This is a genomic window from Pseudodonghicola flavimaris, assembly GCF_030164425.1.
GTDB classification, from domain to species: domain Bacteria; phylum Pseudomonadota; class Alphaproteobacteria; order Rhodobacterales; family Rhodobacteraceae; genus Pseudodonghicola; species Pseudodonghicola flavimaris.
Map to the genome: position 1 here is coordinate 76799 of NZ_JASNJD010000022.1, position 17235 is coordinate 94033.

15 protein-coding genes, 1 tRNA gene and 1 pseudogene are annotated in these 17235 nt (G+C 64.3%); 15 read left to right on the forward strand and 2 right to left on the reverse strand.

Annotated elements, in window-relative coordinates:
• Positions 1-11: 11 nt before the first annotated feature.
• Positions 12-1067, forward strand: a complete 1056-nt coding sequence (locus QO033_RS21115) for a GlxA family transcriptional regulator (RefSeq protein WP_284482883.1) — start codon at positions 12-14, stop codon at positions 1065-1067.
• Between the two features lie 22 nt (positions 1068-1089).
• Here the strand turns inward: QO033_RS21115 and QO033_RS21120 are convergent, their stop codons facing one another.
• Entirely contained in the window at positions 1090-2328 is a 1239-nt protein-coding gene (locus QO033_RS21120; RefSeq protein WP_284482884.1) for a lytic murein transglycosylase, read from the reverse strand.
• A 91-nt stretch (positions 2329-2419) separates the two neighbouring features.
• Here QO033_RS21120 and QO033_RS21125 point away from each other — a divergent pair.
• The 6 genes from QO033_RS21125 (at position 2420) to QO033_RS21150 (ending at position 9252) form a co-directional block, all read left to right on the forward strand.
• Positions 2420-2493 (forward strand) — tRNA-Gly (locus QO033_RS21125).
• A 273-nt stretch (positions 2494-2766) separates the two neighbouring features.
• Positions 2767-3255, forward strand: coding sequence for a MarR family winged helix-turn-helix transcriptional regulator (locus tag QO033_RS21130; RefSeq protein ID WP_284482885.1), 489 nt, complete (start codon positions 2767-2769; stop codon positions 3253-3255).
• Positions 3256-3301: 46 nt separating this feature from the next.
• Positions 3302-4366, forward strand: a complete 1065-nt coding sequence (locus QO033_RS21135) for an HlyD family secretion protein (protein ID WP_284482886.1) — start codon at positions 3302-3304, stop codon at positions 4364-4366.
• Complete coding sequence (gene rbbA, locus QO033_RS21140) at positions 4363-7110, forward strand: ribosome-associated ATPase/putative transporter RbbA (RefSeq protein ID WP_284482887.1); 2748 nt, start codon at positions 4363-4365, stop codon at positions 7108-7110. Before QO033_RS21135 ends, rbbA begins: the two co-directional genes overlap by 4 nt.
• A 1-nt stretch (position 7111) precedes the next feature.
• A complete protein-coding gene (locus QO033_RS21145) occupies positions 7112-8224 on the forward strand; it encodes an ABC transporter permease (protein ID WP_284482888.1) in 1113 nt (370 codons plus the stop codon).
• A gap of 485 nt (positions 8225-8709) precedes the next feature.
• On the forward strand, positions 8710-9252 hold the full coding sequence (locus tag QO033_RS21150; RefSeq protein ID WP_284482889.1) for a phosphatase PAP2 family protein: 543 nt from the start codon (positions 8710-8712) through the stop codon (positions 9250-9252).
• Positions 9253-9391: 139 nt separating this feature from the next.
• Here the strand turns inward: QO033_RS21150 and QO033_RS21155 are convergent, their stop codons facing one another.
• Complete coding sequence (locus QO033_RS21155) at positions 9392-10171, reverse strand: IclR family transcriptional regulator (RefSeq protein WP_284482890.1); 780 nt, start codon at positions 10169-10171, stop codon at positions 9392-9394.
• Between the two features lie 177 nt (positions 10172-10348).
• Between QO033_RS21155 and QO033_RS21160 the strand changes: the two genes are divergently transcribed.
• The 8 genes and pseudogenes from QO033_RS21160 to QO033_RS21195 all read left to right on the forward strand — a co-directional run.
• A complete protein-coding gene (locus QO033_RS21160; protein WP_284482891.1) occupies positions 10349-11554 on the forward strand; it encodes a CaiB/BaiF CoA transferase family protein in 1206 nt (401 codons plus the stop codon).
• A gap of 3 nt (positions 11555-11557) precedes the next feature.
• Complete coding sequence (locus QO033_RS21165) at positions 11558-12724, forward strand: acyl-CoA dehydrogenase family protein (protein WP_284482892.1); 1167 nt, start codon at positions 11558-11560, stop codon at positions 12722-12724.
• A gap of 11 nt (positions 12725-12735) precedes the next feature.
• Entirely contained in the window at positions 12736-13200 is a 465-nt protein-coding gene (locus QO033_RS21170; protein WP_284482893.1) for a MaoC family dehydratase, read from the forward strand.
• Positions 13200-14054, forward strand: a complete 855-nt coding sequence (locus QO033_RS21175; RefSeq protein WP_284482894.1) for an HpcH/HpaI aldolase/citrate lyase family protein — start codon at positions 13200-13202, stop codon at positions 14052-14054. The genes QO033_RS21170 and QO033_RS21175 overlap by 1 nt, the downstream gene beginning before the upstream one ends.
• The gene (locus QO033_RS21180) at positions 14032-14655 is read left to right on the forward strand and encodes a TRAP transporter small permease (protein WP_284482895.1); all 624 of its coding nucleotides are present in this window, start codon (positions 14032-14034) and stop codon (positions 14653-14655) included. Before QO033_RS21175 ends, QO033_RS21180 begins: the two co-directional genes overlap by 23 nt.
• Positions 14652-15938: a TRAP transporter large permease gene (locus QO033_RS21185; protein WP_284482896.1), complete on the forward strand. Its 1287-nt coding sequence runs from the start codon at positions 14652-14654 to the stop codon at positions 15936-15938. Before QO033_RS21180 ends, QO033_RS21185 begins: the two co-directional genes overlap by 4 nt.
• A 29-nt stretch (positions 15939-15967) precedes the next feature.
• Positions 15968-16981, forward strand: a complete 1014-nt coding sequence (locus tag QO033_RS21190; protein ID WP_284482897.1) for a TRAP transporter substrate-binding protein — start codon at positions 15968-15970, stop codon at positions 16979-16981.
• A gap of 124 nt (positions 16982-17105) precedes the next feature.
• A pseudogene (locus tag QO033_RS21195) lies at positions 17106-17235 on the forward strand (electron transfer flavoprotein subunit beta/FixA family protein); the annotation flags it as partial.

Consider the following 17235-nt stretch of genomic DNA (forward strand, 5'->3'; position numbering starts at 1 on the left):
CGAGCGGGCCCATGTTTTATACCGCGATTGACGAACCTCTGCGTTTTGCCTTCCTGATGGTCGAGGACATGTCGTTCATGAGCCTCGCTTCCGCCACCGAGCCGCTGCGCGCCGCCAACCGGCTGCTGGGGCGGGAGGCCTATGTCTGGGATTTCTGCAGCCCGGAGGGGGAGGCAGTGCGCGCTTCCAACGGCGTGGTGTTCCCGGCCGGGCGGGTCGATATGGACCGCGCCCATGCGGTGATCCTCTGCGGTGGCGGGCGGGTGCCGCCGGAGCTCGAACGGCCCTATCTGGCCGTGCTGCGGCGGGCGGCGCGGCGTGGCCTGGCGGTGGGCAGCCTGTCGACCGCGACCCATCTGCTGGCGCGCGCCGGGCTGCTGGACGGCTATCGCTGTACCATCCACTGGGAAAACCGCAGCGCCTTCGAAGAGGATTTCCCGGAGATCGAGATCAGCAGCGCGCTTTACGAGATCGACCGCAGCCGGCTGACCTGTTCCGGCGGCACGGCCTCGATGGACATGATGCTGCACATCATCTCGGATCGCGACAGTGTCGATCTGGCCCGGGCGGTGGCCAATCAGTTCCACCACGAACGCATCCGCGCCTCCAGCGAGGATCAGCAGGGCGGGCGGTTGCAGCAGATCGGCGCCCTGCCGCAGCCGATGCAGCGGGTGATCCGGGCCATGCAGGAGAACATGGAAACGCCGCTGGGGGTGGAGGATCTGGCGCGGATCGCCGGCCTGAGCGCGCGGCAGTTGGAACGACAGTTCGGCGCGCATCTGGATATCAGCCCGGCGCGGTTCTACCTGTCGCTGCGGCTGGAGCGCGCGCGGGAGCTGTTGATCTATACCGACCAGCCGGTGATCAATATCGCCGTGGCGGTGGGCTTCACCTCGGCCTCGCACCTGTCCAAGCGGTTTCGCGAATTCTTCCAGATGCGCCCGACGGATGTGCGCAAGCGGGCGCAGCTGCGCCGGCAGCCGGAGGCGGAGCAGCTGCGCATCCCGGTGTCGCTGCAGCGTCCGGAGCCGGCGGAGGCGGATCGGATCGGCCGGATCGGCATCTGATCCCCGCGGCTCCGGCGCCGGCTCAGCGTGCCAGGCTCCGTTTCATGCTGGCTTCGGGAAAGCAGGTGGCGGGGCGGCCGGTGGCCTCCTGCCAGCGGCCGATCGACCGCCGGGTGCGGAACCCGGGCAGGCCGTCGGCGCCGCCGACATCGTGGCCCTGACGTTCCAGCGCCCGCTGCATCGCCGCGATATCCGAACGGAAGAGGCTGTCGGTCCTGGCCCAGGGGGTGGCGAAATCGCCGCTGCCGTATTGGATGCGATCGCCCACATGCCCGACAAAGAGGGCGTAGAGATCGCTCATGTTGTAATCCTTCAGGACATAGAAGTTCGGGGTCACCAGAAAGGCCGGGCCATGGCGACCTGCGGGCATCAGCAGAAACAGCTGCCGTCCGGCCTCGATGGCCGGAAATGGCCGGCCGGAGACCCGGGCGATCCCCATCTCCTGCCAGCGGCCGAGGGGACGGCCCTGATCCGGTCCTTCCAGGGTGCAGGAGACGGCGGGCGGCACCCGCACCTCGAACCCCCAGTCGCGGCCCGGCTGCCAGCCGTGCTGCTGCAGATAGGTGGCGATCGAGGCGATGGTATCGGCGGGCGACCCCCAGATATCGGCCCGACCGTCGCCATCGCCGTCGCGGGCATAGGCCAGAACGTTGGTCGGCATGAACTGCGGCTGGCCGAGCGCGCCGGCCCAGCTGCTCTTCATCGCCCGTGGTGGCAGCGGCCCGGTCTCGGCGATCCTGAGCGCGGCGATCAGCTCCTTGGTGAAATAGGGCGCACGGGTGCTCATGAAGCCCTTGGTGCCCAGAACCTGAAACACATCGTGGCGGATCGGCGCCTGGCCATAGCCGCTTTCGCGCCCCCAGATGCCCAGGACAATCCGTCCGGGTACACCGGTGGTCCGCTCCGCCCGCGCCAGGGCCGCGGCGTGGCGGCTGGCCATCTGCCGGCCGGTGCGGGTGGCCGCGGTGACGGTGCCGGGGCTGAAATACAGCGCCGGGGCGCCGAATTCGGTCTGAACCTGGGTCTTCGGCGTGGTCGGCCGGCTGCCGGGTGGCACCAGATCGGGCAGGTCCCAGTTCAGCGTCACCCCGTCGAAGGCGCGGTCGAAGGTGGCGCGCGATACCCCCTCGGCCCGGGCGGCGGGCCAGACCGTGCGCTGCAGCCAGCTTTGGAACTGGCGCTCCACTCCGGCACGGTTCTGCGCCAGTGCCGGCTGGACGGCAAGCAGGCCGATCACCAGGGCCAGGGTGGCGCGGATCATCGGGAAAAAGCGGCGCCGGGCCGGCGGGCGGGGCGACGGACGGATAGCGGTTGACGGCATAACGGCAATGAATTACCCAGCGAGGACCCAAGCGGGTATAGCTTAATGGTAAAGCCCCTGCCTTCCAAGCAGGCTATGTCGGTTCGATTCCGTCTACCCGCTCCAATCCCTCCCGCAAATGTTCCGAACGACGATCAGGCCGGGCAAAGCTCCCCGCGACCCGATGCGTTGGCTCTCCTCGATGGCGCGCGGTGAAATGCGACCTGGGCAGGCCGAGGGCCCACCGGAGCCAGACAGTCCCGGGCATAGGATGCGGTCTTTGGCTTCACCGAAATGGGGCGCGGTCGCAAGCGGCTGAAGGTGGGCAGGGGAGGCGCTCCGATCTGAGCCGATGAGAATTACCTTTACGGTGAAGTATCTTTGTCATTAAGGTAATTCATGTACGAGAAATCGAGCAGATACGGCGTCGTCCGCCGACTGGGCACCGCACTGTTGCGCTTCATGCAGCAGATCGAGGCGGTCTATGAGCATATCGCCGCCTCGACCCGCATGCACCCGACCGATTTTCGCACGATCTGCCTTCTGGCCGACGCCAAAACCCCGCTCAGTCCGAAAGATATCGGCCATGCGCTGGGGTTGACCTCCGGGGCGGTGTCGGCGCTGATCCTGCGGCTGGAAGGTCATGGGCTGATCTCTCGCCAACCGAACCCGACCGACCGGCGTGGCGTTCTGATCTCCCTGAACGAAGAGACGGCGGCGCCGGCCCTGCGGGACTATCACGCGCTGCATGCCCATTACATGCAGGTGACCGAGGAATTCACCGCCGCCGAGCTGGAGGTGGTGGCGCGCTATATGGAGAATATCCGGCAGGTGACCACCGGCCATCTGATGCTGGCCGGGGCAGAGCCTCCGAAGGCATCGAAATGAACGTTCACAGGCGGCGACGCACCGCCGCCAGGACATGAGGATTGGAATGAAACTGCAACCGAAATGGCTGGTTCTCGGTGCCGTGATCGTGGCCGTCGCCGGATGGGCGGCCTTCGGCCGTCTGTCGACAAACGGCCTTCCCGAAGGCATCGTCAGCGCCAACGGCCGGCTCGAGGCCGTGGACATCGATATCGCCGCCAAGACCGGCGGGCGACTCGAGGACGTCTTTGTCCTGGAGGGCGATTTCGTCAAATCCGGCGATGTCCTGGCGCAGATGGACACGACGGAGCTCGAGGCCCTGCGCGCGGAGGCCGCGGCGCAGTTGCGCCGAGCTGAGATATCGGTGGACACGGCCACCAGCCTCGTGACCCAAAGGCAGGCGGAATTCGCCGCCACAGAGGCCAATGTGGCGCTGCAACAGGCCGATTTAGATGCCGCCACGACACGGCTGCAACGTTCCGAGAAACTGGCGCAGAGCAACACCGTCTCGCAGCAGACCCTGGACGACGACCGCGCCGCAGAGCGCCGGGCACAGGCTGCGCTGGCCTCTGCGCAGGCGTCGCGGGCGGCGGCCAAGGTCGCCATCGGCTCGGCCGAGGCGATGATCGTCGATGCCGGGGCGGCGGTCGAGGCGGCGCGCGCCTCTCTGGCCCGGGTCAAGGCGCAGATCGCCGATGCGACTCTGACCGCGCCGCGCGACGGGCGGGTCCAGTACCGGCTGGCGGAACCGGGTGAGGTGTTGGGCTCTGGCGGACGGGTGATCAACATGATCGACGTCTCCAATGTCTACATGAGCTTTTTCCTGCCCACGGAAGACGCCGGGCGTGTTGGCATCGGCACCGAGGTGCGTCTGGTCATGGATGCCGCCCCGGAGATCGCCATTCCGGCCCGCATCTCTTTCGTCGCGGATGTGGCGCAATTCACCCCGCGCACCGTGGAAACCGAAGAAGAACGGCTGAAGCTGACCTTTCGCGTGCGTGCCCGGATCGATCCGGAGCTGTTGCGGCGCTATATCACCCAGGTGAAAACCGGGCTGCCCGGCATGGCCTATGTCAGGCTTGACCCGGCGGCCGCATGGCCGGAGGCCCTTCAGCAAACGCTGGCCGAATGACCACGCCCGCCGCCATCGCAGACATCCGCGATGTCAGCCTCAGCTACCGCAAGGTGCGGGCGCTCGATGCAGTCACCGCGGAGATCCCGGCAGGCGTCATGGTCGGGCTGATCGGCCCGGACGGGGTCGGCAAATCCAGCCTTCTGGCGCTGATCTCCGGCGCGCGGGAGATGCAGGCGGGGGAGCTGACGGTTCTGGGCGGCGACATGCGCTCCGCCGGGCACCGGCAAAGGGTCTGCCCCCGTATCGCCTATATGCCGCAGGGACTGGGCCGGAACCTCTATGAGACGCTGTCGGTCTTCGAGAATGTCGATTTCTTCGGGCAGCTGTTCGACCAGAATCGCGCCGAGCGCGAGGCACGCATCGGCGAGTTGCTGGCCGCCACCGGCCTGGCACCGTTCCGCGACCGTCCGGCGGGCAAGCTGTCGGGCGGGATGAAGCAGAAGCTGGGCCTGTGCTGCGCGCTGATCCATGATCCGGATCTGCTGATCCTTGATGAGCCGACCACCGGCGTCGATCCGCTGTCGCGGCGGCAGTTCTGGGACCTGATCGACCGCATCCGCGCCGGGCGGCCCGGCGTGAGCGTGCTGGTGGCGACCGCCTATATGGAAGAGGCGGCGCGGTTCGATTGGCTGATCGCGATGAACGCGGGCCGGGTTCTGGACACCGGCGCGCCCGATGACCTGATGGCGCGCACCGGCACCGACACGCTGGACGCGGCCTTCATCGCGCTTCTGCCCGCGGAAGACCGCGCGGCGCACCGGAAGGTAGTGATCCCGCCGATCCATCATCGCGCCGGAGATTTCGCGATCGAGGCGGAGGGGCTGACCAAGCGCTTCGGCGATTTCACCGCCGTGGACCGGGTCAGCTTCCGCATTCCCAAGGGTGAGATCTTCGGATTTCTCGGCTCCAACGGCTGTGGCAAGACCACGACGATGAAGATGCTCACCGGCCTTCTGGAGGCGACCGAGGGCACGGCGAAACTGTTCGGCAAGGCGGTCGATCCCAACGACCTCGATGTGCGCCGGCGGGTCGGCTACATGAGCCAGGCGTTTTCGCTTTATGGCGAGCTGACGGTGGCGCAGAACCTTGATCTGCACGCCCGGCTGTTCAAGATTCCGGCGGACAGGATTCCGGGTCGCATCGAGGAGATGGTGGCGCGCTTCGATCTGGCCGGGGTGCTGAAGTCCCGCCCCGATGCGCTGCCGCTGGGCCTGCGCCAGCGGCTGTCGCTGGCGGTGGCGATGATCCACGCGCCGGACATCCTGATCCTGGATGAGCCGACCTCCGGCGTCGATCCGGTGGCCCGCGATGCTTTCTGGCAAATCCTCGCGGACTTGTCGCGCGCGGATGGGGTGACGATCTTTGTCTCTACCCATTTCATGAACGAGGCGATGATGTGCGACCGCATCTCGCTCATGCATGCGGGGCAGGTTCTGGTTTCGGATCGCCCGGCGCAGATCGTCGCGGAGTCCGGGGCGAAGACGCTTGAAGACGCTTTCGTCCGGCATCTCGAAGAGGCCACCGGCGAGCATGTCGCGGCGGAGACCCCGGAGACCGTCGCCGTGCCGGAGCCTCGCCCCTCCGCATCTGGCCCCCCCGCATCTGGCCCGGCCGGGTTCGGCCTGCGCCGGATGCTGAGCTATGCGATGCGCGAGACGATGGAGCTGCGCCGCGATCCGATCCGGGCCGCGCTGGCGGTATTCGGTTCGCTGCTTCTGATGCTGGTGATCGGCTACGGCATCAACATGGACATCGAGGATTTGCGCTTTGCCGTGCTGGATTACGACCAGTCCACCGTGAGCCGCGATTACATCGACCAGATTTCCGGCTCGCGCTATTTCATCGAACAGCCGCCGATCACCAGCTACGCCGATATGGACCAGCGCATGCGGGCGGGCCTGCTCGATCTGGCGCTGGAAATCCCCCCTGATTTCGGCCGCGATCTGTTGCGTGGGCGCGATGTGGAGATCGGCGGCTGGATCGACGGGGCGAACCCGACGCGGGCGGAAACCGCGATGGGCTATGTCCAGGGCATGCATCAAAGCTGGCTGATGTCCGGCCTGCGCGAGGCCTATGGGCCCGAGGCGGTGGCGGGCGATTTCGGGCTGGAACTGCGCTATCGCTACAACCCCGACATCAAGAGCATCGTGGCCATGGTGCCGGCAGTGATCCCGCTCCTCTTGCTGCTCATTCCCGCCATGCTCTCTGCCCTTTCGGTGGTGCGGGAGCGTGAGCTGGGCTCGATCACCAATTTCTATGTCACCCCGGTGACCCGGCTGGAATTTCTTCTGGGCAAACAGCTGCCTTACACGGTGCTGGCGATCGTCAACCTGATCCTGCTGACGCTGATGGCGATCTTCCTGTTCCGGGTGCCTTTCACCGGCGATTTGCTGTTCTTCCTGCTGGCCGGGGTCCTTTACGTGTCGGCGGCCACCGCCATGGGGCTGGTGATCTCCGCCTTCGTCAAAAGCCAGCTCGCCGCCGTCTTTGCCACGGCGATGGGGACCATCCTGCCCGCCGTCCAGTTCTCCGGGATGGTCACGCCGGTATCCGCGATGAAGGGCCTCGGCGCCATTGTCTCGCGGGTCTATCCCACCACCCATTTCATGACGATCTCTCGCGGGGCGTTTTCCAAGGGGTTGGGATTTGCCGAACTGTCCTCGGCGCTCTGGCCGCTGGCGCTGTCGATCCCGGTGCTGATCGGCCTCGGCGCGCTGCTGATGCGCAAACAGGAGAAGTGAGATGGACCTGGGCAATATCTTTCATCTCGGGATCAAGGAGCTCCGCGGGCTGGCGCGCGACCCGATCATGATGTTCCTGGTGCTGTTCTCCTTCACCCTGCAAATCACCGCCTCGGCGAATTCGGCCAGCGAGACGCTGAACCACGCCCCCATCGCCATCGTCGACGAGGATCAGTCGCCCCTGAGCCTGCGCATCGCCGAGGCGTTCCAGCCCCCGTTCTTCACCGCGCCTCGGCGCATCGGCTGGAACGAGATGGATCGGCGCATGGACGAGGGGCTCGACACTTTCGCGCTGGATATTCCGCCGGATTTCCAGGCCGATCTGCTGGCGGGCAAGCGGCCTGAGATTCAGCTCAACGTCGATGCGACGCAGATGGCCCAGGCGTTTTCCGGCGCGGGCTATGTGCAGAGCATCGTGTCCGAGGAGGTCTCTGAATTCCTCGACGGCTATCGCGCCGATCCGCGTCCACCCGCCGATCTGCAGCTGCGTGCCCGCTTCAACCCGGAGCTGAATGGCGGCTGGTTTCAGGCGGTGATGGGCATCGCCAACAGCGTGACCCTGCTGGCGCTGATCCTGGCCGGCGCCGCCCTGATCCGCGAACGGGAGCATGGCACGATCGAGCATCTGCTGGTCATGCCGGTCACCCCGCTGGAGATCATGATCAGCAAGCTCTGGTCGATGTCGCTCGTGGTGATCCTGGGCACGCTGTTCGCGCTGGTGGTGATGTGTAACATGGTGCTGGGCATTCCGCTTCAGGGGTCTCTGGCGCTCTTCATGCTGGGCACCGCGCTGCATCTCTTCGCCACCGCCTCTCTGGGGGTCTTCCTTGCCACCTTCGCGCGCTCCATGCCGCAATTCGGCATCATGATGATCCTCGTGCTGCTGCCCCTTCAGGTGCTCTCCGGCGCGCAGACGCCACGCGAGTCGATGCCGGAGCTGGTGCAGGACATCATGCTGATCGCGCCCAACACCCATTACGTTATCCTGTCGCAATCGGTCCTGTTCCGCGGTGCCGGTCTGGATGTGATCTGGCCGCAGCTGCTGTGGCTCACCGGGATCGCCGCCGTATTCTTCGTCGTGTCCCTGCGGTCGTTCCGGGGGTTCCTGCGCTAGAGCCGGGGACAGGTCGCCCGGGATGGCGACACCTCTTGAGGCAGATGCCGGGGCAGGACGGGCCGATCGCCCCATGTTTCACCAGGGGGTGACCCAGCGTGGGCCGAAGAGGGCACTTCGTGGCGCCGGAGCGTTGAGCGCTGCACGACCAAGCCTGTCCTCCGGGCGGCCGAACGACGCATGGGAAGCCTTCCGACACTGCGCTGAGGCGGCGCGGCTCCCTTCTGACTGGGCTGGGCAAGGACATGGTTTGCCTCTTGTCCGAAATCGGCTGCATTGCCCGATCTCGACCGGGGAAGATGTGGGCGCGTCACAACACCGGGTTCCGCACCAAGCCCGAGGACACCAGATGGAACACAAGTTCGACAACTCTCTTGGTCGGTGCGTGCAATTCCTTAAGTAAGGTGTCAGCGCGAAAGACTTGAGGGATGCGGTGTTCATCTAGGGGCCGGCCGCGATCGATCTCATTGAACGAAAGACACACGATGGACGCCGCGATTACCCACTGGATCAACGGCTTTGCAGGCCTGAGCCATCTCGTCGATCTCTTCATGATCGCCATCACGCAGATCGGTGTGCCACTCATTGTCCTTGGCGCGGTTCTGCAATGGTGGAGCAGGGACAACCGAAGACATCTGCGACACGCAGCGATTTGCGCCGGGCTGGCCTTCCTGCTGGGGCTTGCCATCAATCAGGGCGTTCTTCTCTTCGTTCACCGCCTGCGACCTTACGATGCCGGCCTGACGCAGTTGCTGATCGCGAAGAGCGCCGACTGGTCGTTTCCCTCTGACCATGCGACGGCGTCGATGTCGGTGGCGATGGCCTTCGCCCTGCAAGGGCTGCCGCGCCGGGCGCTGGCCTTCGGGGCGCTGGCGCTCCTTGTCTGCCTGTCACGCATCTATGTCGGCACTCACTACGTGACCGACGTGCTCGGCGGGGCCAGCACCGGGGTCATTGCTGCCATCGTTGTTCGCGCCCTTTACCGCGAGAACAGCAAGCTTGATCGTTTCGCCACGGGCATTCTCTGACGCGGAGAGGGCGTTTGCCGCTGGCACCTGCTTCGAAAGGTTCCCCTGCGGCCGTCCCGTCAACGGTCCAAGAGCCCCCCTGAACAGGGATGATCTGTCGGCGGTTCTCCTGGGGCGAGCGGGCCCGCGTCGGCCCCCTCTAGGTCAGTGCGGGTACATCGAAGTTCTTGAGCGTTTCCTGACTGTGCCCCTCGCCGAAAACGCGCTCAATCGCCCGGTGCAGTGAGCGCGCATGGCTTTCCGCCTTGTCCGCGACGCGAAAAAGCGGCCCCGCAATCGTCACTGCAAAGATGCGCTGCCCCTCGACCACGGGGACGGCCACACCGCCGAGATCCGGTGAGTAGTGCGAAGCTGACTGGAACCACCCCCGCCGGCGCCCGGCCTCGATCTGTGACAGCACCTCTTCGATGCTGGTTGGCGAACCCGTCCCGTAGCGTTCGAATGTGATCTTGCGAAGCAGGACCTCAAGATCGTGGTCAGGGTACTGCGAGAGCAGTGCCTGGCCGGAGGCGGTGGCATGGATCGGCACACGTTTTCCGGGCTTCGCGGCATACCGAATGCTCGCGGGCGACTCGATTACATCCAGGAACACGGCGAAGAGCCCGCTTGAAGCCGAGATGCAGACGGTTTCCCCGGTCTCGGCAGCCAGTTCCGCCATGATCCGAATCAAGCGCTCGGGGATCGGTTCACCTTCCGCGAAGGCCATTGCGATCTGAGACCAGCGCGGGGTCGGATAGTAGCCGGAACGTGCCTGCGGTTCGTAGAGATACCCCCTCTCGGTCAGCGTCGAGAGAATGTTGAACGCGCTCGACCGTGGCCAGCCGAAATGGGACACCACGTCGGCCAGGGTTGCCGGGCGTTGCCGCTCTGCAAAAAACTCAAGCAAAAGCAGCAAGTTATCGATTTGCTTCACGGTCATCTTCTCTCTCCATTCGACGCTGTGATTGTTCATCACCCGGCACGATTTTGTCCAGAACGGACGGCAAAGCCCGCCTGACACCATCAAAGAAATACGTTGACACGATGAGGTTCAATCTGAAAGTGTCCACATTACTGAACGTAATGTCCATATTTATGAACAAATGGAGAAGTCGCCATGGGACCTCTGGAAGGCCTGCGTATCCTCGACCTCACGACGGTGCTGATGGGGCCGTATGCCACGCAGATCCTTGGCGATTTCGGCGCAGAGGTGATCAAGGTCGAATCTCCGGAGGGTGACGTCATTCGTCAGATCGGCCCCTGCAGGCACACAGGCATGGGGCCGTTGTTCATGAACGTGAACCGCTCCAAGCGCGACATTGCGCTGAACCTGAAACAGGACGACGGACGCGCGGCGATGCTGCGGCTGGTTGAGAACGCCGATGTGCTGGTGACAAATATCCGGCCGCGGGCGATGGCGCGGCTGGGCCTGTCCTATGCGGATCTGTCCGCCATCAACCCACGTTTGATCTATGCCGCGCTTGTGGGCTATGGTCAGACCGGGCCCTATGCCGACCGCCCGGCCTATGATGACCTGATCCAGGGAGGCTCCTGCATCTCGCACGGTTTTGTGCGGGCCGGGGGCGAACCCGCCTATGTGCCCGCGGCCATCGCGGACCGGATCGTCGGGCTGGCTGCCATCAACGCGATCCTCGCCGCGGTAATCGAGCGGACGAAATCGGGCCAGGGGCAGCTGGTCGAAATCCCGATGTTCGAGTCCATGGTTTCGATGATCATGGGCGATCACATGGGCGGTCTCACATTCGATCCGCCGCTGGATGCCGGGGGCTATTCGCGGCATCTTTCGCGCGATCGCCGTCCCTATAAGACGCAGGACGGATATGTCTGTGCGCTGATCTACAACGACGGACACTGGCAGCGGTTTTTCAAGGAGATCGGGCGCACCGATATCCCTGAAAACGACGATCGGTTTGCCAGCTTCGCGAACCGCATGGCCAATATCGATTTCGTCTATGCCGCCCTTGGCGAGATTATCCTGACCCGGACGACGGCGGATTGGCTGGAAATTTTCCAAAAGGCCGATGTGCCGGCCATGCCAATGCACAGCTTCGAATCCGTTATGGAAGATAGGCATCTGGTCGCCACCGGGTTTTTCCAGACGGTCGAACACCCCAGCGAAGGCAGGCTGCGCCAGATGGGGGTGCCCGTCAGCTTCTCACGCACACCCGCCAAGGTGGAGCGCTATGCCCCCCGCCTTGGTCAACACGGCCCGGAAATCCTGTCCGAGGCCGGCTTTTCCGATGCCGAAATCGCTGAACTGGAGCGCAGCGGCGCCCTGCATCACATGAACGAGGACAAATAAGTAATGGATTTCTCTCTGACCGATGATCAAACCGCGATCCGCGATGCGGTGAGCCGGATTTGCGGCCGTTTCGATGCCGAATATTGGCTGCGCCGAGATCGCGAGGGCGGGTTTCCGGTGGATTTCTACGATGCGCTTGCCTCAGAGGGCTGGCTGGGCATCTGCACGGCCGAAGCGCAGGGGGGGGCCGGTCTGGGGATCACCGAAGCCGCGATCATGATGCGCGCCATCTCGGAGTCCGGCGCGGGTCTCTCCGGGGCCTCGGCGGTGCATATCAACATCTTCGGGCTCAACCCGGTCGCCGTCTTCGGCACCGAAGAGCAAAAGGACCGCATGATCCGGCCGATGGCGACGGGCGTGGAAAAGGCCTGTTTCGGTGTGACCGAACCCAATACCGGGCTGAACACCACTCAGTTGAAGCTTCGCGCCGAAAAGCGGGGCGAAAAGTATGTGGTGAACGGTCAGAAAGTATGGATTTCCACCGCGCAGGTGGCCGACAATATCTTGCTTCTGGCGCGGACGACACCGCTGGAAGAGGTCAAGTCGCCGACCCACGGGCTGTCGCTCTTCTACACGCCATTCGACCGTGCGCGGATCAAGGTCAACGAGATCGAAAAGATGGGCCGAAAGGCCGTGGATTCGAACGAGTTGTTCTTTGAGGATTTCGAAATTCCCGAAAGCGACCGGATTGGTGAAGAGGGACGCGGTTTCGAATACATTCTGCATGGGCTGAACCCCGAACGCATCCTGATCGCGGCAGAGGCGGTGGGGCTGGGTTTTGCCGCGCTGACCCGCGCGGCCAACTATGCGGTGGAGCGCGAAGTCTTCAATCGGCCTATCGGCAAGAACCAGTCCATTCAGCATCCGCTGGCGATTTGCCACGCCGAGCTGGAATCGGCCTGGCTGATGATCATGAAGGCGGCCTGGGAATACGACAACGGCCTGCCCTGCGGCATTTCGGCCAATACGGCGAAATACCTTGCCGGTGAGGCGGGGTTCAATGCCTGCCAGACGGCGGTGATGACGCACGGCGGTTTTGGCTATGCCAAGGAATATCATGTCGAGCGCTACCTGCGCGAAAGCCTGATCCCGCGCATTGCGCCGGTCTCCCCCCAGCTTGCCCTGTGTTTCATCGCAGAGAAGGCGCTGGGCCTTCCGAAATCCTACTGACAGGAGTGACCATGCCCGGACTGTATTTCGAGGATTTCGAAGTCGATCGCCAGTTTCGCCACGAGCTGACGCGCACGGTGACGGAGGCGGACAACACCATGTTCAGCCTGATGTCGATGAACCCGCAACCGCTGCACATCGACGCGGCCTTTTCCGAGGGCACCGAATGGGGGCAGCGGCTGTTCAATTCGATGTTCACATTGGCGATCCTGATCGGCCTGTCGGTGCAGGACACAACCCTGGGCACGACGATCGGCAATCTCGGCATGTCGGACGTGCGTTTCCCGAACCCGGTGTTTCACGGCGACACCCTGCGCGCCGAGACACGGGTCGTGTCGAAGCGTGAAAGCCGGTCACGCCCGGATGCCGGACTGGTGGAGTTCGAACACAGCTGCTTCAACCAGAACGGTGTCGTGGTCGCCAAATGTCTCCGTGTGGGCCTGATGCGCCGGCGGCCTGTTGCAGGGGGCGCGTGATGCGCAGTTTTCTTTTCGTTCCCGGCGACAGTGTTCGCAAATTCACCAAGGCGACCGGCGGCGCGGCGGACGCCCTGATCCTCGATCTGGAGGATTCCGTCGCGGCCGCCGCCAAGGACGAAGCCCGCGAGTGCGTGGCCGGGATGCTGAGGCAAGACCGCCGTGGCAAGGCGCTGTTCGTGCGCGTGAATGCGCTCGACAGCGGCATGACGCTCAGCGATCTGACGGCCGTCATGCCGCAGGCCCCCGACGGGATCGTGTTGCCGAAGTGCCAGAGCCCGGACGATCTGCGGCAGTTGACCCATTATCTGGCCGCGTTCGAGGTTGTTCACGGGCTGCCGCAAACACCGGTTCTGGCGATTGTCACGGAAACCGCGGCATCGCTGTTCCATCTTGGCCGGTATCGCGATGTGGATCCGCGTCTTTGGGGCATGATGTGGGGGGCCGAAGATCTGGCGGCCTCGCTCGGCGCGCGGCAGAACGCAGAGGATGGAGTTTATCACGAGCCGTTCCGTCTGGCCCGCAATCTTTGCCTTGCCGGCGCGGCCGCCGCGGGTGTGGTCGCGGTTGACACGATCTGCGCCCGGTTGAGTGACCTCGATGCCCTGGAAGCCGAAGCCCGGGCGGCGAGGCGCGACGGGTTCGGCGCCAAGGCGGTGATCCATCCGTCCCATGTCGCGCCGGTCAACACCGCCTTTCAGCCGACCGAACTGGACCTGGTCTGGGCACAGAAGGTGCTGGACGCCTTCGCCGCCAATCCTGCCGCCGGCGTGGTCAATATCGACGGTCAGATGATCGACAAACCGCATGAACGCGCGGCGCGGAACATTCTTGCCGCGCGCGGTCCATCTTAAACTGGAGGAGAAGATGGGAGGAGTTTTAGAGGAGAACCGGCCGGTCAATGCGCTGTCGGCGGTTCTGGCGCGGGTGGAGACCCTGCTGATCGGTATTTCGGCGCTGGCAATGGCCGCAATCATGCTGATCGTCGTTCTCGACGTGGGCATGCGCTATCTGCTGTCGGCCCCCCTGGTGTGGTCCTACAGCCTGATCGGGCTCTATCTCGTCGGGGCCGTGTTCTTTTTGGCCCTGTCAGACGCGATGCACCATCACGGGCATATTGCGCTGGATGTGTTCGTGCCGTTGCTGCCGCGCCCGGTTAGGCACCTGACGCAGGCCGCGGGCTATATCGCAGCCACCGTCTTCGTCGCTGTGATCGCCTGGCTCGGCTATGTTCAGGCCCAGGACGCCTTTCTGTCCGATCACCGGGCGGCGGAAATCGTGCCATGGCCCACGTGGATCGCGCATCTCCTGCTCACCGTTGGCATGGCGACCCTGTGCCTGCGCTGCGGCTATCGGGCGATTTTCCATCTGCTTTCAGTTTTCTCGCCGACCGATCTGGTCGAGCTTCCGCCACCACCCAACACCGACACCAAGACCGGGGAGCACGGCGAATGAGCGTGACGATCGTACTTATCCTTCTGGCGCTGCTACTGTTCACCGGGCTGCCCGTGGCGCTGGCGATGGGGGTTTCGGGGGCTGTCGGCCTGTACATGTTCGGAGGGTGGCCGGTCCTGCAGGGCATCTTGAAGACAACGCCGCTGTCCACGGCCAATGACTACGAGATCATCACGATCCCGATGTTCATCCTGATGGCCGAGTTCGTCATCATTTCCGGCGTCGCCAATGATCTCTTCCGTGCCGCAACGATCTGGGTCGGCCGGATTCGCGGTGGCGTCGCCATGGCCACCGCCCTGGCGGGGGCCGGCTTCGGCGCCATATCGGGATCGTCGACGGCGGCCGCCGCGACACTGGCATCGACATCGATCCCGGCGATGCTGAAAGAAGGCTACGACCCGAAGCTGGCAGGGGGTGTGGTGGCCATTTCCGGCACGCTGTCGATGCTTATCCCGCCCTCGATCGCACTGATCCTCTATGGGATCATCGCCGACATCCCGGTTTCGGCGCTGCTGATTGGCGGGGTGCTGCCGGGTATTCTGGTCACGGCAACGATCATCCTGACCATCGCGTTTCTGGTCTGGCGCGATCCCGAGGCGGCGCCGACCGGTCAAGCCTATCGCCTTGCCGAGAAGTTTGCCTCGCTCAAGCGGGTCGGGCCGGTGCTGATCCTGTTCTTTGCGGTGACCGGCACGATCTACTCCGGAATCGCCACGCCGACCGAGGCCGCGGGGATCGGCGCGTTCTTCGCCATGCTGATCGCCGCGTGGGAACGCCAGCTGTCGTTCGCGAATGCCTGGAGCGCGTTGCGATCAGCGGCCCACACGACCTGCATGATCCTCTTCATCATTCTGGGCGCGCATGTCTTCGGCTACTTCTTCACGCTGACCCGGGTCACCAACGATCTGGCGAATTGGGTCGGCATGCTCGAGACCTCGCGCTGGGTCATCCTGTTCGTGATCCTGCTGGGGTATCTGATCCTGGGCTTCTTCATGGACCAGATCGCCATCCTGATCCTGACCGTGCCCGTGGTTCTGCCGCTGGTCTACCAGCTGGGGTTCGACCCGGTCTGGTTCGGTGTCCTGATCGTCGTCACCGCAGAGGTCGGCATGGTCACACCGCCGATGGGCATGAACGTCTTCGTCGTCGCGCGCTACACCCGCCGGCCGCTGGGCGAGATATTTCGGGGTGTGATGCCGCATGTCTGGGCGCATCTGATCGTCATCGCGCTGCTTGCGGCCTTCCCCGGACTCATCCTGTGGCTACCAACCACGATGCAATGATCACCGAAACCAAGGAGGAGATTATCACCATGAAACAGAGAATTTGGGGGGCCATGGCCGGATTGGCGCTTGGGGTAAGCGCCACAGCGGCCACGGCGCAGGACATCACGCTGCGCGTGGCGGACAGCCTGCCGGTGGATCACTATATCGCGACCAGCCTGCTCGTGCCGTTTCTGGCCGAGGTCGAGGAGAAATCAGGCGGAACGGTCGGGTTCGACTATTTCCCCGCGCAACAGCTGGGCAAGGCGAAAGACATGCTGTCGCTGACCCAGACCGGCGTGACCGACATCGGCTATATCGGTGCCTCCTATCTGGCCGACAAGCTGCCGCTCAGCGCGGTTGCCCAGCTTCCGGGCGCCTTTGACTCCTCCTGCGAGGGGACGATGGCCTATTGGCAGCTTGCCAGACCCGGCGGCGTCCTGGATCAGGCGGAATATGCGCCCGAGGGCGTGCGCGCGCTGATGGTTCTGGCCCTGGCTCCCTATCAGCTGTTCTCGGCAAGAGAGATCAGCGATCTGGCCAGCTTCAAGGGGCAGAAGATGCGCACCAGCGGCGGCACGCAGTCGCTGGCGATGAGCAAGCTCGGAGGTGTGCCGGTGCAGATGTCCGCTCCCGAAACCCGCGAGGCCCTGTCCCGGGGCACCTTGGATGCGGTCGTCTTTCCCCACAGTTCGATACCGCCCTATGATCTGACCCCGCACCTGAAATCCGCGACCGAAGGCTTGAACCTGGGCTCCTTCGTGCTGGCCTATATGATCAGCCAGCAGAAATTCGATAGCCTGCCCGAGGCGGTTCAGACCGCCTTGACCGAAGCCGGCGAGAACGCGACCCGCGCCGCCTGTGCCCGCGTCGATGCGCTCGACGGCGCCGACAAGCAGGCGATCGCGGATGGTGGGGTCCGCTTTGTTGCCTTGCCCGAAGCCGATGTCGCGCAAATCCAGGAGATTCTTGACGGTGTCGGGGCGGAATGGGCGGCAGATCTCGATGCGCGCGGCAAGCCCGGGTCAGAGGTGCTCGCGGCCTTTACCGCCGCGCTGCGCTAGACCTATGACAGGGTGCGCGCCGGTGTGACATCTGCAGCTCGGCAGCACTGAGGCCGGCGCGCGCCCGATTGATCCAGACGACCCGTGCCGACAGGCCGGCATTGAATTCAAGAAGGGCATTCCCATGAGACTCCTGGTACCTGTCAAGCGCGTGATCGATTACAACGTGAAGGTTCGCGTCAAAGCGGACGGAAGCGGTGTCGATCTTGCGAACGTGAAGATGTCGATGAACCCGTTCGACGAAATCGCGGTGG

What these genes read in the sequence shown, in the direction of transcription:
- QO033_RS21120 (WP_284482884.1), bottom strand. Translation starts at nt 2,328, where the DNA reads ATGATCCGCGCCACCCTGGCCCTGGTGATCGGCCTGCTTGCCGTCCAG.
- QO033_RS21115 (WP_284482883.1), top strand. Translation starts at nt 12, where the DNA reads ATGTTTTATACCGCGATTGACGAACCTCTGCGTTTTGCCTTCCTGATG.
- QO033_RS21130 (WP_284482885.1), top strand. Translation starts at nt 2,767, where the DNA reads ATGTACGAGAAATCGAGCAGATACGGCGTCGTCCGCCGACTGGGCACC.
- QO033_RS21170 (WP_284482893.1), top strand. Translation starts at nt 12,736, where the DNA reads ATGCCCGGACTGTATTTCGAGGATTTCGAAGTCGATCGCCAGTTTCGC.
- QO033_RS21160 (WP_284482891.1), top strand. Translation starts at nt 10,349, where the DNA reads ATGGGACCTCTGGAAGGCCTGCGTATCCTCGACCTCACGACGGTGCTG.
- QO033_RS21175 (WP_284482894.1), top strand. Translation starts at nt 13,200, where the DNA reads ATGCGCAGTTTTCTTTTCGTTCCCGGCGACAGTGTTCGCAAATTCACC.
- QO033_RS21185 (WP_284482896.1), top strand. Translation starts at nt 14,652, where the DNA reads ATGAGCGTGACGATCGTACTTATCCTTCTGGCGCTGCTACTGTTCACC.
- QO033_RS21150 (WP_284482889.1), top strand. Translation starts at nt 8,710, where the DNA reads ATGGACGCCGCGATTACCCACTGGATCAACGGCTTTGCAGGCCTGAGC.
- QO033_RS21190 (WP_284482897.1), top strand. Translation starts at nt 15,968, where the DNA reads ATGAAACAGAGAATTTGGGGGGCCATGGCCGGATTGGCGCTTGGGGTA.
- QO033_RS21145 (WP_284482888.1), top strand. Translation starts at nt 7,112, where the DNA reads ATGGACCTGGGCAATATCTTTCATCTCGGGATCAAGGAGCTCCGCGGG.
- QO033_RS21135 (WP_284482886.1), top strand. Translation starts at nt 3,302, where the DNA reads ATGAAACTGCAACCGAAATGGCTGGTTCTCGGTGCCGTGATCGTGGCC.
- QO033_RS21165 (WP_284482892.1), top strand. Translation starts at nt 11,558, where the DNA reads ATGGATTTCTCTCTGACCGATGATCAAACCGCGATCCGCGATGCGGTG.
- rbbA (WP_284482887.1), top strand. Translation starts at nt 4,363, where the DNA reads ATGACCACGCCCGCCGCCATCGCAGACATCCGCGATGTCAGCCTCAGC.
- QO033_RS21155 (WP_284482890.1), bottom strand. Translation starts at nt 10,171, where the DNA reads ATGACCGTGAAGCAAATCGATAACTTGCTGCTTTTGCTTGAGTTTTTT.